Here is a 13,534-nt window from a genome sequence, read left to right as displayed (position 1 = left end):
GCATTATCATCCGGGGGTTCGAAAAATTGCGACCAAGATAAGGTAGAAAAGCAGCGTCATACTCAGCGGAAATCCCATGGGGAAGCGTTTTCCGCTTTCCCAGCTTTGCCAGGTGGGGACAAATTTGCGCAGGCCAGTGTGTTTTGCGATGCGGTGAGCCGCAAAGCCGGCCAACAGACAAGACGCGAAAAGCAACACGATCAACCTTAGGTCACCGACACCCAGCATCGGGGCCGCACCAGCGATGAATTTTGCATCACCGGCCCCCATGACGCGCGCCGCATTCAAGCCCATTCCGGCCACAAGGGCGACGACAAGATGCGTCCACTGCCAAAGATATGTCTGGAAAGGGAATGCAAACAGCCCCAGCACAGCAAAAGCGATGACAAGCGCCATGACAGCCTTGTTGGGAATTTTCATCGTGCTCATGTCGCTCCACGAGACATAGATCGCGATGGGAATGACGGCTGGCAGGAACCAAAAAGCCGCGTATGCCGTAAGTTCCATGAGGTTCAGTTTATCACGTTGGCGTCAAGCGCCTCGAGCGCGCGGACGGCTTCGGGGAAGAATCGGGGGTGCGTTTCGATTGCATCGTTTAACAGCGATTTACCGATTGTGACATCGTTCTGCTTGATCGCTGCCAGCGCCATGGTGTGCAGGAGTTGGGCGCGTTCAATCTGGGTCATCGGCACGACCGGCAAAGTATAATTGCGCTGGGCGCCACGGGCCAGAACAAGGTTGTTCTTGGCGGTAAACACATCACTGTTGTAACGCAGTGCATCGACAAACAGCCGCTCTGCTGCGGGATAGTCACCGCGCGTCAATTTCGAAAAGCCCCAGTTGTTATAAACGCTTGCCGGCCGGGTCGTCAGGCCTGCGGCGGTTTCATAAAAACTGTCCGCTTTTTCCCATTGCTGCTTGCTGTCCGCGACCATCGCCTCCAGGCGGTAGCGCTTGAAGGTTTCAAAGGTGGGGGGGATCGTGTTCAGCGTGGCTGCGGCATCATCCCAGCGGTTATTGCGGATCAGTGCATCGGCCAGTTCAACGCTGTCGGTATTTTCAGCGTCTTCATGGATGGTCACGACCTCCCATGCGGCGGCGCCTTCGGGGTTGCGCCCGGCGCGGATCAACGATTTCGCAAGCCCACGCTGCAAATCGATCCGGCCCGGGTCGCTGGCGTTTGCCCGGCTGAAATAGGCGACAGCCTCGTCCGGGTCGCCCACCGTCAGCATCACATCGTTCAGATTTGATTCATCGACGACATTCAGGTCTTGCAGGGCCCGTTCAACCTCTGCGTCGCCGGATTTTTCACAGGCGGACAGGCCGAACGCCGCCGCGCATAGCGTCAGAATAATGGGGTGGCGCATGTTTCTGCGTCCTTTTGCTGCTCTTGCCTATAGGTCCGTCATCAGCACAAAATCGCCTGCGCCACGCCGGATCAAATTGTAGTCCTGAGATTTCTCTAACACAATATTGCCGGGATTTGCCAAATTTTCGAGCGCCAGGCGCAGATTGTCGCGAATTTCGTCCGAATTTCCATTATCTGCGGCATACGCGCGGCGGAAAACCTCGCTTGCTTCGCTGGCTTGGCCCTTTTCCATCAAAACCACACCCAGATTGTTCCAGGCTGGGGGGAAACCGGGGTCTTCTTGTGTGGCGCGGCGCAGCCAGCGTTCGGCCTGATTGAGCCGTCCTAGGTTGAGGTTGGCCGATCCGATCGCCGACATGGTATCCACATTCAGCCCCTGTTGGGCTGCCGCGCGATTGTACGCCTTGAGCGCCAGATCATATTCGCCGGCCCCCATCAGCCGATGGCCGACGATCAGCCCGTCAATATCAGATGGGCCGGCAACGCCAGGGGCAAAGACAGCATCGTCTGAACGGTCAAAGCCGCCTGAGGAACAGGCGGCCAGAACAATCATAACCAGACCGAAAGCGGCCCGCCGTCCCTGCATGAAATCAACCGCCCCCAAGGTTGTTTACGATCGAATAGATCGATGGTCCGATCAGAATGGCCATCAAAGGCGGCACCGTCAACATCATGGTCGCCAGCGTCATCTTGGTGGGCAGCTTGTTGGCCGCCTCTTCGGCGCGCATGACACGTTTGTCCCGCATTTCCGAGGCATAGACCCGTAGCGCATCGGCAATGGATGTGCCGAACTGCTGCGATTGGACCAGCACCGTGACAAAGCTGGAAATATCCTGAACACCTGCCCGTTCCGACATGTCCTTGAGGACGCTGTTCTTGTCCTTGCCTGCTTTGATTTCCTGACTTACGATTTCGAATTCCTCTGCAAGTTCCGGGAAACCGGACTTAAGCTCATTGGCGACCCGAATGATGGATTGGTCCATGGATTGCCCGGCTTCAACACACACCAGCATCATGTCCAGACTGTCGGGAAACCCGTTGGTGATCGCGACCTTGCGAATGGCCTGACGGCGTGTGACCCAATATTTCGGCAAGATATATCCCGCGCCGCCCGGACCCATGATCATGATGGCCAGTTCCTGAGTCGCAACCGTGCCCTGCATGGATTGCAACAGCGCATAGATTCCGCCCAGCGTGAGCCCCAGAATCCCCAGTGCGAACTGCGCAAAATGGTAGATGCGCACAGAGTTCTTGCCGCGATAGCCTGCCTGCAAAAGCTTGAGCTTGACGGCGCTGTATTCTTCGGCGTTCTGCGGTTCGAGAAAGTTGGAATATTTTTCAAGCTTGTCCTTGCTTGTCGGCGCACGCAGCTTCTCGCCCTTGGTCGGTTTATCGGTGTTCGCCCGGTTGCTGGCCTTGAGCTTGTCCAGCGGATCAACCTCGCGCTTGAGCAACACAGGCAGGGTGATCAGGATCAAGAACACCCCCAAAAGCCCGACAATCATCAGTGGGCCGAAGGGGCCTAATGTGTCGGTAATGATGGTTTGGATGGCTTCCATTGACGTCTCCTCAGACTTTGATGTCGACCAATGCGCGCATGACAATCAGGTTGATCACAAGAAACGCCGCGACAACCAGAACCGCTGGAATGAAAAGAGGGCTTTCCATCACTTCGTCGAAATAATCCGGCTGCACGAGGTTGATTCCGATCAGCGCCAGAACGGGAAAGCCCGACAGCAATTTGCCAGACCATTTCGCCTCGGCCGTGATGGCGGCCACGCGGCGGAACAACCGGAACCGGGCGCGGATCACTTTGGCAAGGCCGTCAAGAATTTCCGCAAGGTTACCGCCTGATGTCTGCTGGATCGTCACAGCCACCGCAAGAAAGCGCAAATCCTGAATGTCCAGGCGCTCTGCCATTGCCTTGAGAGTTTCACCCATGTCGCGGCCATATGCAGCCTCGTCCGATATCATACCCATTTCGGTGCCCAGCGGGTCCGGCACCTCTCGGGCGACGATCGCGACAGCAGAGGAAAACGGGTGGCCAACGCGCAAGGAACGCACCATCAGCTCGACCGCTTCTGGCAGCTGTTCGGCGATCATGTCCATCCGTTTCTTGGCCTTGCGGCTGATCCAGGTATAGACGCCGCCAACCCCCATCAGCACAGCAACCAGTGCACGCACGGCTACGCTGACGTCCGTCATGACCGTCAACATGACAAATGCGGCCGCGCTGACAAGTATCATCACAAGTATGATCTGTGCAGGGGTAAAGGCGATGTTGGCCTTTTGTGCCTTGTTAGCAAGCAACGAATAGATGGGGATGCTTTGCGATTTCATGTGCTGGGTCATCTCCTTGCGGAGCTGGTCAAGCACTTGTTCGCGGTTGCCACCCTTGTCCAGCATGTCCAGCCGGCGGTTCACCTTGCCATCCATGCTGATGGATTTGCCAAAAATGACAAGGTATGCGCCCTGAACCAGTGCCAGCACGGCAACAAATATGATGACGTAGATAAGCGGTTCTGCTGAAATCATATCAGTTACTCCGCGACCATGGGTTCAAAAATGGCGGGGGGCAGGTCATAGCCCCAAAGTTTGAAGCGTTCGGAAAAGTGGCTGCGCACGCCGGTCGCCGTGAAGTGGCCAATGATCTTGTTGTCTGGTGTCAGGCCAACCCGTTGATATCGAAAGATTTCCTGCATCGAGATGACATCGCCTTCCATGCCGGTGATTTCGGTGATTGATGTCATCCGGCGCGAGCCATCCTGTAGACGCGAGGCCTGCACGATCAGGTTCACAGCCGATGAAATCTGGCTGCGCATCGCCTTGATCGGCATCTCAATGCCCGCCATCGCAATCATGTTTTCCAGACGCGATACACCGTCGCGGGCGCTGTTGGCGTGGATCGTGGTCATGGATCCGTCGTGGCCGGTGTTCATCGCCTGCAACATGTCGATGACTTCCTCGCCCCGGGTTTCCCCCACGATGATCCGGTCAGGGCGCATCCGCAGGGCGTTTTTCAGACAGTCGCGCTGGGATACGCCGCCTTTGCCTTCTACGTTGGGCGGGCGGCTTTCCATCCGCCCCACATGGGTCTGTTGCAGTTGGAGTTCGGCCGTATCCTCGATCGTCAGGATGCGTTCGGCGTCGTCGATAAAGCCTGACAACGCGTTCAGCGTTGTGGTCTTGCCCGAGCCCGTCCCGCCCGACACGATGATGTTCAACCGTGTGGACACGGCCGCCTGAAGATAGGCGGCCATTTCTTCGGTAAAGGCGCCGAACTTCACCAGCTCTTCGATACCGAGCTTGTCTTTCTTGAACTTACGAATGGACACAAGGCTGCCATCGACAGCAATTGGCGGGACCATCGCGTTGAAACGCGAACCGTCGGCAAGGCGGGCGTCCACATAGGGGTTGCTTTCGTCAACACGCCGGCCCACCGCTGATACGATCTTGTCGATGATCCGCAGCAGATGGCGTTCATCCTTGAAGGTGATGTCGGTCAGTTGCAGTCTGCCATCGCGTTCGACAAAGATCTGCTGGGGCCCGTTTACCAAGATATCGTTGACGCTGTCGTCTTTCAGCAGGGTTTCCAGCGGGCCGAGGCCGGTGACCTCAAAGAACAAGTCCTGGCTCAGCGTCTGTCGCTCGTCGCGGTTCAGGACGACGCCCATATCCTCAAGGGTTTCGTTTGCGATGGCGTTGATTTCGGTGCGCAGTTCCTGCTCTGTTGCCGTGTCAAGCGCTGCAAGGTTCAGGTTATCCAGCAGGGCCTTGTGCAGTTCCAGCTTGATTTCACCCAGACGCTCCTTGCGGCGCTTTTCCTTGTCATGCGCGCCAACCTCGGCGGGGCGGATCGGCATGGACTTCATCAGGTTCTTGCGCGGCTCTTCGACGATGGGGGCCTGTGCCGGTGTCACGGGTGTCTTGGCGGCTGTAGCATTTGCCGTCCCATTTTTCCCAACTGCCGGTTTCTTGTATTTTGAAAACATGTGTGTGCCTCTTACGCTCTGGCTTCGGCTGTGTCGGCCTGGTTGACCGCATGCAGGGATTTCGCGAGTTTCATAATTTCCTTGCGCAGCGGATTCTTGGCAAGTCCGACAGCCATCGGTGTGCCATGATCACCGCTTTGCGCGACTTGCTTGCCACCGTCCGGCAACAGAACCTCGATCGAGATGCCAAGGCTGTCAGCAAGGCGCTTGACGCGGCTTTTGCCGTTGAGGTCGGTGAAACCGGGTGCGCGGTTCAATATGAAACGCAGCTTTTCGAACGGTAAATCCTCGGATTGAAGCGCACGTTTGATCCGCAGCGTGTTCTGGGCCGACCGCATATCAAGCTCGATCATCGCGAAGTAGACATGCGCCGCCTCCAGCACGGTCTGCGACCATTCGACCATCGTGGTCGGCATGTCGATGATAACATAGTCGAAATTCGACTGTGCCATGTCGATCAGGCGGCTGATGTCATCGGGGCTGATCATGTCGAGCGGGATCATATCCGTTGGCGATGTCAGCACATGCAGCTTTTGTTCATAGGTCAGCATGGCCTGGGTGAAAGCCTCGGAATCCATTGTCTCGGTGTCAGTCAACATTTCAAGCACAGCTTCACGGCGCGGCAGGTCAAGATAGGTCGCGGCGGTGCCAAACTGAAAATCCAGATCAAGAAGACAGACAAGAGGTGGGTCATCCTTGTCGATGTTGGCCAGTTCCCAGGCCAGATTGACGGCCATCATGGTCGCGCCCGTCCCGCCAGCCAAGCCCTGAACGGGGATAATGACCCCTGAACGGTCGCCCGTTTTCTTGTGTTGGGCGTCTGTGGCTTGTGCAGGGCGTTCGGGGGTCGCAGTCAGCACACGCTCGATGGCGCGGGCAAGTTCGTTTTCAGGCAGTGGATATGGAACAAACTCATCACCACCCTGGCGCAATAGCTGGTGCAGGGCGGTCGGGCTGACGTCTTCGGCAATCAGAATGACCTTGATCCCGGCCTGCTTGGCGGCGGCAATGACATCTGTCACGGTATCTATATTGTCTTCGTCTTGGGCATCCATCGCGATGGTGACAAACTGTAAACCATGCGATTCCGGCTGCCCCAGAAACGTGACGGCGTCATCAAAACTCAGATCGCCCCAAGAATCACCAAGCGCGGATTCCATATCTTCGATCAGCAGATCAAAAAGTTGCACGTCCCGGCTGATCGTGCAGGCGACGATTTGTGGGGGATCGTGTTGGACGACCGGCTCTGTGCTCATCGTTTCGTGTCCTCATCTGTTTGGCGGTATCGCTGAAGCACCCGTTTAACACGCACACAATCAACAGACATTTACCAGGCCCGCCTCTTCAAAGACGGCAGTGCCGCCGTGAAGAAACTATGCTGAACAATCATGTCGAGAATTCGACCAAAAAGCGCAATTGTGCGAAATTTCGCTACTATCTTTGATAATATGCTGAAATGTTTACGCCGGACACAGGGCCCGGCGTAAAGTTCGTCATAAATACAGATGGCAGATCATTCGCCGTCGGCAAAACCAGCTGTGTCGGTGACACGCGTTGGATAGCTGGCGCTTTCCACATATTCGCGAAAGATGACCTGTGCATATTTGCCGTTCAAGAGCATCGGATCAGTTTCCACGAAGCCGGACACCTCTGTCACGGTGCGCCGGTTGCGGCGTTCGCGGCTTTCGGTTTGCACGATGGGCTGTGTTTCACCAAAAGAGGCAACAGCCTCTAGCCGGCTGCGATCAATGCCCTGCGCTGTCAGGAAGGCCACGACAGCCTGCGCGCGCCGCAGCCCGAGTGACCGGTTGTAGGCCTGGCTGCCGACAAGATCGGTGTGCCCGTAAACCCGGAACCGCACCTCTGGGAACTGGCGGATCCAATCGGCCTGTCGCATCAACGTCGCGCGGGCGTTTGCATCCAGATCGGCCTTGTTAAAGGCAAAGTTCACGGTCGAATTCACTTCAGATGCGAAACGACGCGCCAGATTGATGGTGTATTCCTGCTGGTTGCTTTGCAGCTGCACGTTGTTCATCGTGGCATTGCCGAACGTACCGTTGTCAAGAACAGCACCTGCTTCGTTTTGAAGCGCGGTGAAGTCGTTTGCGTCCTGTTCTGCACATCCCGCAAGAAGCGCAACAGCCAACGCAGTAGTGATGAGAGTTTTCATTGACCTGTGCTCCAATTCATTCGTCCAGGACATAGCCGTAGGACCCGCTAAAGTCCTGACGCGCTACTTCACCTGCGCTACCCGATGGGCCATTTCCGGCGACGGTTTTGCCAAGCAGGAAAAGATCTGCCTCGGATGGTGGCCGCACACGATCCGTCGGCAGTGCAAGCGCGGCCCCGCGGGTCGGTGAAACCAGATGCGGTGTCACGATGATGACCAGCTCTGTCTGCTGCCGTTCATATTCGGCACTGCGGAACAGGGCCCCCAGAACCGGAATGTCGCCGATCCATGGCACCTGGCCGTTCAGATCCCGAAAGTCGTCTTGCAGCAGCCCGGCAATCGCAAAACTTTCGCCGTCGCGCATTTCAACAGTGGTCTTGGTTTCACGCCGCGAGAATGCGTTGATGGTGATCCCGCCAGCCTGAAAGGCATTTGTGGTGTCGACCGCCGAAACGGCAGCCTGCAGTTCAAGGTTGATGATATCGTCATCGACCACGGTGGGGATGAAGTTCAGCTCGATGCCGAAGGGTTTGAATTCAACCGTGATGTCGCCATCGTCCGAAACCGGGATGGGATATTCGCCACCCGCCAGAAAACTGGCGCTCTGCCCGCTAAGCGCGGTCAGATTCGGCTCTGCCAGTGTCCGGACGACGCCGCGCGATTCCAGCGCTTCGAGCAGCAAGCCAACCTCGAGGCTGCCGACATCGAAGCCAAAGGTGATGGCGCCGTTGCTGTCGCCGGCAGGGGTCAGATTTGCGGGAATGTTGGTCAAGCTACCGCTACCGCTGCCGCCATCGATCAGGGCCTTATTGTTGAACCCAGTTCCGTTGAACGCCAGCGAGCTGGACAGCGATTTACGCACAGACCGCTGCATTTCCGCAAATCGGACCTGCAACATGACCTGCTGGGTGCCGCCAACGCTCATCAGGTTGGACACCCGGTCGGGGGCGTAGCGATTTGCAAGTTCCAGCGCCCGGTCAAGCCGCGCGATGGAACTGACTGTGCCGGACAGCACGATGCCATCGTTCGCAGTGCGCACCTCGATATCCTCCCCGGGGAGGATCTGCGTCAACCGTTCCTTGAATTCGCTCATATCGGGTGAAACCTGCACCTCGACGTTGGCGATCAGCCTGCCATCTGCGCCCAAAAGGGTCAGTGTGGTGCGTCCCGGCTCTTTCCCCAGCACGTAGATCGTGCGGTCCGACAAGGACGAAATGTCAGCAATACCGGGGTTCGCAATGGATAATTCTGCAAATGGAACATCACTTTCGACAACGATCGCCCTGCTCATCGGGACGTTCAGGCTTGTCGATGCGGGGCCATTCAGCACGCGCAGTGTTTCCGCCGTTGCCGCCATAGGCGCCGCAGCAAGCGACACCGTCAGGCCCATTAATGCAGCCTTCATAAGTCTATTATATGTCATAAGTGACCTGCCTCTCCGATCACGCCTCATTTTGGGTCTTGGATGCCCGCTATCGGATCACCATGGGGCAGTTCCCCATTTATTGCAATAATCAATGCGTTGGAGGGCGAATCGGATGTGGATAACGGGCAACACATTCGCCCCGGCCACTACAAAACGCGCCCGGATCACCCCGGACGCGCCTCATCTAGTGCCTGATTTCGATAGGGATCAGTCGGCGCATTCAATCTCGACCTGCACCCGCTCCGTTCCGCTGCGCTGAATGATAAAGCACTTTTCTTCCTCTGGCTCGGGTTCCGGTGCGGCCTCGACCACGGCATCCTGTTCGCCGGTGATCTGTTGGTTGTCTACCTGGATCGCCCCCACGGTCGCCTCATCCCCCGCACCGACAAGTGACAGCGTCAAGGCGCCACTGTTATCGGCCTGCGTCAGCAGGGCCACTTCCTCGGGTGTGACCTGGACAACCACGTTTTGCGGCCCCCCACGCTCTGACTGGTCACCGGTGACGGCAATGATCTGAAGCCCGGACTTCAAAAGATTCGTGACCTCGGCCCCGTTGCGCAACAACCCTGTCCAGTAAACGTCAATCCTGTCACCGGGGCGCAACGCGCCAAACCCCGAAGCCACACGACCGGAAATCGGAAACGCCCGCATGCCCGGCTCGACAAGTGCCGTCAGGCCGCGGCTGGCACCGGGTTCAGTGACCTTGTTTGCCATGATCGGTTCGTTGATCTGCATGGGCAGAACCACCACGCGTGGCGTATCCAGCCCGGCGGGAAACAACGCTTCTTCGGTCTGGAAAACACCTTCGGGCAGAAAATCCCGTGCATATTTTATCAGCTGGACATCCTCTGGCATCAGCAGCTCACCATAGGTCAGCGCCCGCGTCGGGGCGTAGACATCGACCGTCACGATAGCAGAAGCCGCACGCGCGCGTTCGCGCTGCAACTGGACGGACTGGGTATCAAAATAACCCTTCACCATGTAAACGGCAAAACCCGCAAGGCCCATACCGATCAATAGCACCAAACCAAATACTGCACGCATCGTGCCCACCTCTTTTCAAGTATCACCGGCCTTCGGACCTGTGGCCGGCACCGAATGTCAGGTCATGATTATTTTGCCCAACGTAAAGCAATCAACATCGCACTACATCGCACACGCCCCACGGATAACACCCGCACCGATTGAGGTCCATATTTAAGCAAATCACGTTAAAACAATAATAACGCCCGTCTTCAACAGCATAGCGGAAAGACAGAGCGCAATCGTCGCGGGCAGAGATATTCAGGGTGTTGACCAATCAATGCCGTCCTTTGATATCAAGGCGGTTTTTTGCACAACGGTCGTTTTTTTGCGCGTCGCATGGCGCTTGAAAGGGCGGCGATATCTTGACTTGCAGCACGCCATGGTGATGCAGAAATGCCCCGTCGTGATCAGAGCGCGCCTTTGGCAGAGTTATTTTGCGACAAACGTGGCCGAGTTGCCTGGATCAATGGCTTGCATGTCGGTTGAGACTTCAGTGGCAATTTTGGTGGCGCCGCCGCGCAGGGCCGGAATAAAGGTAAGCGACATAAGCGCGATTGCAGCAGTCAGAACCACAAAATCCAGTGTGACTGCGCCATCTTCATCGCCGACGAACGTCTGAATGGCTTTTGTCATGAATACCTGCCGGTGATTTTCCTGCACAACGTTCACCTTATGATGTGTCACGTGACGCTTGATCGAGCGGCCATGCTTTGCCCTGTGGCAATCCATGGAGATGTAGAAAGGCCGCGTCGTAATCCGACGCGGCCTTTAACAAATTTACTGTGCTGCAAACGTAGCCGAGTTGCTCGGATCGATGCCTTGCAGGTCGGTCGTGATGTCGGTGGCCAGTTCAGTGGCGCCGGTGCGGAGCGTGTTGCCGACCAGCAGGCCCAGCAGAACGATGGCTGCGGTCAGGACCACGAAGTCAACTGTGACTGCGCCGTCTTCGTCATTGCGGAAGTTTTTGATAAAGTTAAGCATTGTGTTCCCTCCTCAGGGTATCGCTGATGTTTGTTCTGTTCCTGGCCGGGTGTCCTGCAAACTAACAAGATACGCTGCCCCGTCTTTGGATGTGCCTATATAGCCAAGCGAATGGGGCGGGAGTTTGGCACGAACTCTTTTTTTTCATGTCCTTTTGATAACCGGTCGAAAAAATTGATAAAATCCTGATAATAATAGGTAAATTCCTACAGCGGATACCGCGTTCTGCGTGCTGACGTTGCTGAAAAGCCCGCAATACGGCCAAATTGCCAAAATTGTCCCGGTTTCGGTGGCCACAGGGCGGTTTTCTGCCATGATCAGGGAAACAGACACGATGGGCAGCGCAGAAAATGAACCGCAAGATCATTGTCTTGATCGCTTGGGCCCTGTCCCTGGGGGCGCCGCCGGCAATGGCCGAGGTGTTACGACTGTTGCCGGATTTTTCGGCCAAGCGTGTCACGGTGCCTGCGCCGGGAACCCGGAACCGGATCACCGTGCAGATTGACCCCGATGCACCCAGATTGGGGCCGGTCTATGCCACGCCAGCCCTTCCGCCAACCAGTAACGCAGCAATCCCGCCCGTGCGGTCCGGGATGGAATGGTTCTGGGCAGGCGTTTCGCCCAGCCTGTTTGACGCGGGCCCGGGCCGTTTGGAACTGGCGATGGCACAGATCAACAGCCCTCCGTCGGGCGTTCGCGTACCGGCACCGCGCCTGCAAGGACTGCAAGACATTGCAGCGGCACATGGCACGGCGATCCTCAAGGAAACCGTTGGCACCAAAGTGTCCCCTGCGCTGGTGCTGGCCGTCATTGCCGTCGAAAGCGCCGGGCGTCTGGATGCTGTCAGCAGTGCGGGCGCGCAAGGCCTGATGCAACTGATGCCCGCGACCGCCGCACGCTTTGGCGTGTCCGACAGCATGGATGCGGGGCAAAACATCAAGGGCGGTGTCGCCTATCTGGATTGGCTTTTGGGGCATTTCGGGAATGACCCGGTCCTTGTGCTGGCAGGCTATAACGCAGGCGAGGGCAATGTCGCGCGCCATGAAGGTGTGCCGCCCTTTGCCGAAACGCGCGCCTATGTGCCCAAGGTGCTGGCGGCTTGGCAGGTTGCAAAGGGGCTGTGCCGGACCCCGCCGGAACTGATCACGGATGGCTGCGTCTTTAACGTCAACGGCATCTGACCGGGCAGAGCGGACAAAAAGAGGACGTTGCGGCCAGATGCTGCAACGCCCTTTTGATCATACAATTTTCGCTTCGGTGGCGGCGATCATGGCTTCGCGGGTCACACCGGGGGCCAGTTCCTGGATATGCAGGCCCTTGTGGGTCACATCCAGCACGCCAAGGTTGGTGATGATGCGGTCCACCACGGCCTTGCCTGTCAGCGGCAGGGTGCAGTTCTTTAGCACCTTGCTTTGCCCGTGCTTGTTGGTGTGGTCCATGATCACGATCACACGACCTACACCCGCGACCAGATCCATCGCGCCGCCCATCCCCTTGACCAGCTTTCCGGGAATCATCCAGTTTGCCAGATCGCCGGTTTCAGATACCTCCATCGCGCCCAGGATCGCTGCGGCGATCTTGCCACCACGGATCATCCCGAACGACGTGGCACTGTCGAAATAGGCGGTGCGGTTCAGTTCGGTGATGGTCTGCTTGCCCGCATTGATCAGGTCGGGGTCTTCTTCACCTTCGATGGGGAAGGGGCCCATGCCCAGCATGCCGTTTTCGGATTGCAGCGTGATATCCTTGTCGCCGACGTAGTTGGCCACCAGCGTCGGTATCCCGATGCCGAGGTTCACATACATCCCGTCTTCCAGTTCCTGCGCGGCCCGTTCGGCCATTTGGTTGCGATCCCACATTATGCTTTCTCCCGCACGGTGCGCTGTTCGATACGCTTTTCATGGTCGCCCTGGATGATCCGATGCACATAGATGCCGGGCAGGTGGATGTGATCGGGGTCAAGACTGCCTGTGGGCACGATTTCTTCGACCTCGACGACGCAGGTCTTGCCGCACATCGCTGCGGGGGGGTTAAAGTTGCGGGCAGTCTTGCGAAAGATCAGATTGCCGGTTTCATCCGCCTTCCAGGCCTTCACGATCGCCAGATCCGCCACGATGCCTTGTTCCAGAATATAGGTGTCGCCGTTGAATTCCTTGTGTTCCTTGCCATCGGCAATCACGGTGCCAACGCCGGTTTTTGTATAAAACCCCGGGATGCCGCAGCCCCCCGCGCGCATCCGCTCGGCCAGCGTGCCCTGCGGGTTGAATTCCAGCTCCAGTTCGCCTGACAGATATTGCCGCATGAATTCAGCGTTTTCACCGACATATGAACTGATCATCTTTTTGACCTGCCGGGTTTGCAGCAGGATGCCGATGCCGAAATCATCGACGCCGGCATTGTTCGAGGCAAAGGTCAGATCCTTTGTGCCTGCATCCTTGATCGCTGCAAGCAGCAGTTCTGGAATGCCGCAAAGGCCGAACCCGCCTGCCGCGATGAACATGCCGTCATGCAACAAACCGTCCAGCGCTTCGCCCGCCGAGCCGTATATCTTTTTCATGGACTTTATCCCC

The 13,534-nt window shown here is 57.2% G+C and carries 15 protein-coding genes; 1 reads left to right on the top strand and 14 read right to left on the bottom strand.

Annotated features, from left to right (window positions below):
* Positions 1 to 6: 6 nt before the first annotated feature.
* The 12 genes from ACTG4B_RS05760 to ACTG4B_RS05705 form a co-directional block, all read right to left on the bottom strand.
* A complete protein-coding gene (locus tag ACTG4B_RS05760; protein WP_439154735.1) occupies positions 7 to 507 on the bottom strand; it encodes an A24 family peptidase in 501 nt (166 codons plus the stop codon).
* A gap of 5 nt (positions 508 to 512) precedes the next feature.
* The gene (locus ACTG4B_RS05755; RefSeq protein WP_439154734.1) at positions 513 to 1,367 is read right to left on the bottom strand and encodes a tetratricopeptide repeat protein; all 855 of its coding nucleotides are present in this window, start codon (positions 1,365 to 1,367) and stop codon (positions 513 to 515) included.
* A 27-nt stretch (positions 1,368 to 1,394) separates the two neighbouring features.
* Positions 1,395 to 1,922 carry a tetratricopeptide repeat protein gene (locus ACTG4B_RS05750; RefSeq protein ID WP_439154733.1) on the bottom strand — a complete coding sequence of 176 codons (528 nt, stop codon included), beginning with the start codon at positions 1,920 to 1,922 and terminating at the stop codon, positions 1,395 to 1,397.
* 37 nt (positions 1,923 to 1,959) lie between these two features.
* On the bottom strand, positions 1,960 to 2,928 hold the full coding sequence (locus ACTG4B_RS05745) for a type II secretion system F family protein (RefSeq protein ID WP_439154732.1): 969 nt from the start codon (positions 2,926 to 2,928) through the stop codon (positions 1,960 to 1,962).
* A 10-nt stretch (positions 2,929 to 2,938) separates the two neighbouring features.
* Complete coding sequence (locus ACTG4B_RS05740) at positions 2,939 to 3,904, bottom strand: type II secretion system F family protein (protein WP_439154731.1); 966 nt, start codon at positions 3,902 to 3,904, stop codon at positions 2,939 to 2,941.
* 5 nt (positions 3,905 to 3,909) lie between these two features.
* Complete coding sequence (locus ACTG4B_RS05735) at positions 3,910 to 5,361, bottom strand: CpaF family protein (protein WP_439154730.1); 1,452 nt, start codon at positions 5,359 to 5,361, stop codon at positions 3,910 to 3,912.
* Between the two features lie 11 nt (positions 5,362 to 5,372).
* Complete coding sequence (locus ACTG4B_RS05730; RefSeq protein ID WP_439154729.1) at positions 5,373 to 6,617, bottom strand: AAA family ATPase; 1,245 nt, start codon at positions 6,615 to 6,617, stop codon at positions 5,373 to 5,375.
* Between the two features lie 257 nt (positions 6,618 to 6,874).
* On the bottom strand, positions 6,875 to 7,531 hold the full coding sequence (locus ACTG4B_RS05725) for an OmpA family protein (protein WP_439154728.1): 657 nt from the start codon (positions 7,529 to 7,531) through the stop codon (positions 6,875 to 6,877).
* 16 nt (positions 7,532 to 7,547) lie between these two features.
* Positions 7,548 to 8,954: a type II and III secretion system protein family protein gene (locus ACTG4B_RS05720; protein ID WP_439154727.1), complete on the bottom strand. Its 1,407-nt coding sequence runs from the start codon at positions 8,952 to 8,954 to the stop codon at positions 7,548 to 7,550.
* 210 nt (positions 8,955 to 9,164) lie between these two features.
* Positions 9,165 to 10,001, bottom strand: a complete 837-nt coding sequence (gene cpaB, locus ACTG4B_RS05715; protein WP_439154726.1) for a Flp pilus assembly protein CpaB — start codon at positions 9,999 to 10,001, stop codon at positions 9,165 to 9,167.
* Between the two features lie 411 nt (positions 10,002 to 10,412).
* Positions 10,413 to 10,616, bottom strand: a complete 204-nt coding sequence (locus tag ACTG4B_RS05710) for a hypothetical protein (RefSeq protein ID WP_439154725.1) — start codon at positions 10,614 to 10,616, stop codon at positions 10,413 to 10,415.
* Positions 10,617 to 10,760: 144 nt separating this feature from the next.
* A complete protein-coding gene (locus ACTG4B_RS05705; RefSeq protein WP_439154724.1) occupies positions 10,761 to 10,964 on the bottom strand; it encodes a Flp family type IVb pilin in 204 nt (67 codons plus the stop codon).
* Between the two features lie 350 nt (positions 10,965 to 11,314).
* On the opposite strand from ACTG4B_RS05705, the gene ACTG4B_RS05700 reads away from it, so the two are divergent.
* Positions 11,315 to 12,145 (top strand): lytic transglycosylase domain-containing protein, encoded by an 831-nt coding sequence (locus ACTG4B_RS05700; protein WP_439154723.1) that lies wholly within the window; start codon positions 11,315 to 11,317, stop codon positions 12,143 to 12,145.
* 57 nt (positions 12,146 to 12,202) lie between these two features.
* Here the strand turns inward: ACTG4B_RS05700 and ACTG4B_RS05695 are convergent, their stop codons facing one another.
* Positions 12,203 to 12,826, bottom strand: coding sequence for a 3-oxoacid CoA-transferase subunit B (locus ACTG4B_RS05695; protein ID WP_439154763.1), 624 nt, complete (start codon positions 12,824 to 12,826; stop codon positions 12,203 to 12,205).
* Positions 12,823 to 13,521 carry a CoA transferase subunit A gene (locus ACTG4B_RS05690; RefSeq protein ID WP_439154722.1) on the bottom strand — a complete coding sequence of 233 codons (699 nt, stop codon included), beginning with the start codon at positions 13,519 to 13,521 and terminating at the stop codon, positions 12,823 to 12,825. Before ACTG4B_RS05690 ends, ACTG4B_RS05695 begins: the two co-directional genes overlap by 4 nt.
* Positions 13,522 to 13,534 lie beyond the last annotated feature (13 nt).

The sequence above is a fragment of the Yoonia sp. genome (assembly GCF_965660735.1).
Classification (GTDB): domain Bacteria; phylum Pseudomonadota; class Alphaproteobacteria; order Rhodobacterales; family Rhodobacteraceae; genus Yoonia.
The sequence above is the reverse complement of the archived record's forward strand: the minus strand, read 5'-3'. Positions and strand labels throughout refer to the sequence as shown.

Coding starts and splice junctions, on each gene's coding strand:
- ACTG4B_RS05690 (WP_439154722.1), bottom strand. CDS start 13,521: ATGAAAAAGATATACGGCTCGGCGGGCGAAGCGCTGGACGGTTTGTTG.
- ACTG4B_RS05760 (WP_439154735.1), bottom strand. CDS start 507: ATGGAACTTACGGCATACGCGGCTTTTTGGTTCCTGCCAGCCGTCATT.
- ACTG4B_RS05725 (WP_439154728.1), bottom strand. CDS start 7,531: ATGAAAACTCTCATCACTACTGCGTTGGCTGTTGCGCTTCTTGCGGGA.
- ACTG4B_RS05730 (WP_439154729.1), bottom strand. CDS start 6,617: ATGAGCACAGAGCCGGTCGTCCAACACGATCCCCCACAAATCGTCGCC.
- ACTG4B_RS05700 (WP_439154723.1), top strand. CDS start 11,315: ATGAACCGCAAGATCATTGTCTTGATCGCTTGGGCCCTGTCCCTGGGG.
- ACTG4B_RS05745 (WP_439154732.1), bottom strand. CDS start 2,928: ATGGAAGCCATCCAAACCATCATTACCGACACATTAGGCCCCTTCGGC.
- ACTG4B_RS05735 (WP_439154730.1), bottom strand. CDS start 5,361: ATGTTTTCAAAATACAAGAAACCGGCAGTTGGGAAAAATGGGACGGCA.
- ACTG4B_RS05755 (WP_439154734.1), bottom strand. CDS start 1,367: ATGCGCCACCCCATTATTCTGACGCTATGCGCGGCGGCGTTCGGCCTG.
- ACTG4B_RS05710 (WP_439154725.1), bottom strand. CDS start 10,616: ATGACAAAAGCCATTCAGACGTTCGTCGGCGATGAAGATGGCGCAGTC.
- cpaB (WP_439154726.1), bottom strand. CDS start 10,001: ATGCGTGCAGTATTTGGTTTGGTGCTATTGATCGGTATGGGCCTTGCG.
- ACTG4B_RS05740 (WP_439154731.1), bottom strand. CDS start 3,904: ATGATTTCAGCAGAACCGCTTATCTACGTCATCATATTTGTTGCCGTG.
- ACTG4B_RS05705 (WP_439154724.1), bottom strand. CDS start 10,964: ATGCTTAACTTTATCAAAAACTTCCGCAATGACGAAGACGGCGCAGTC.
- ACTG4B_RS05720 (WP_439154727.1), bottom strand. CDS start 8,954: ATGACATATAATAGACTTATGAAGGCTGCATTAATGGGCCTGACGGTG.
- ACTG4B_RS05750 (WP_439154733.1), bottom strand. CDS start 1,922: ATGATTGTTCTGGCCGCCTGTTCCTCAGGCGGCTTTGACCGTTCAGAC.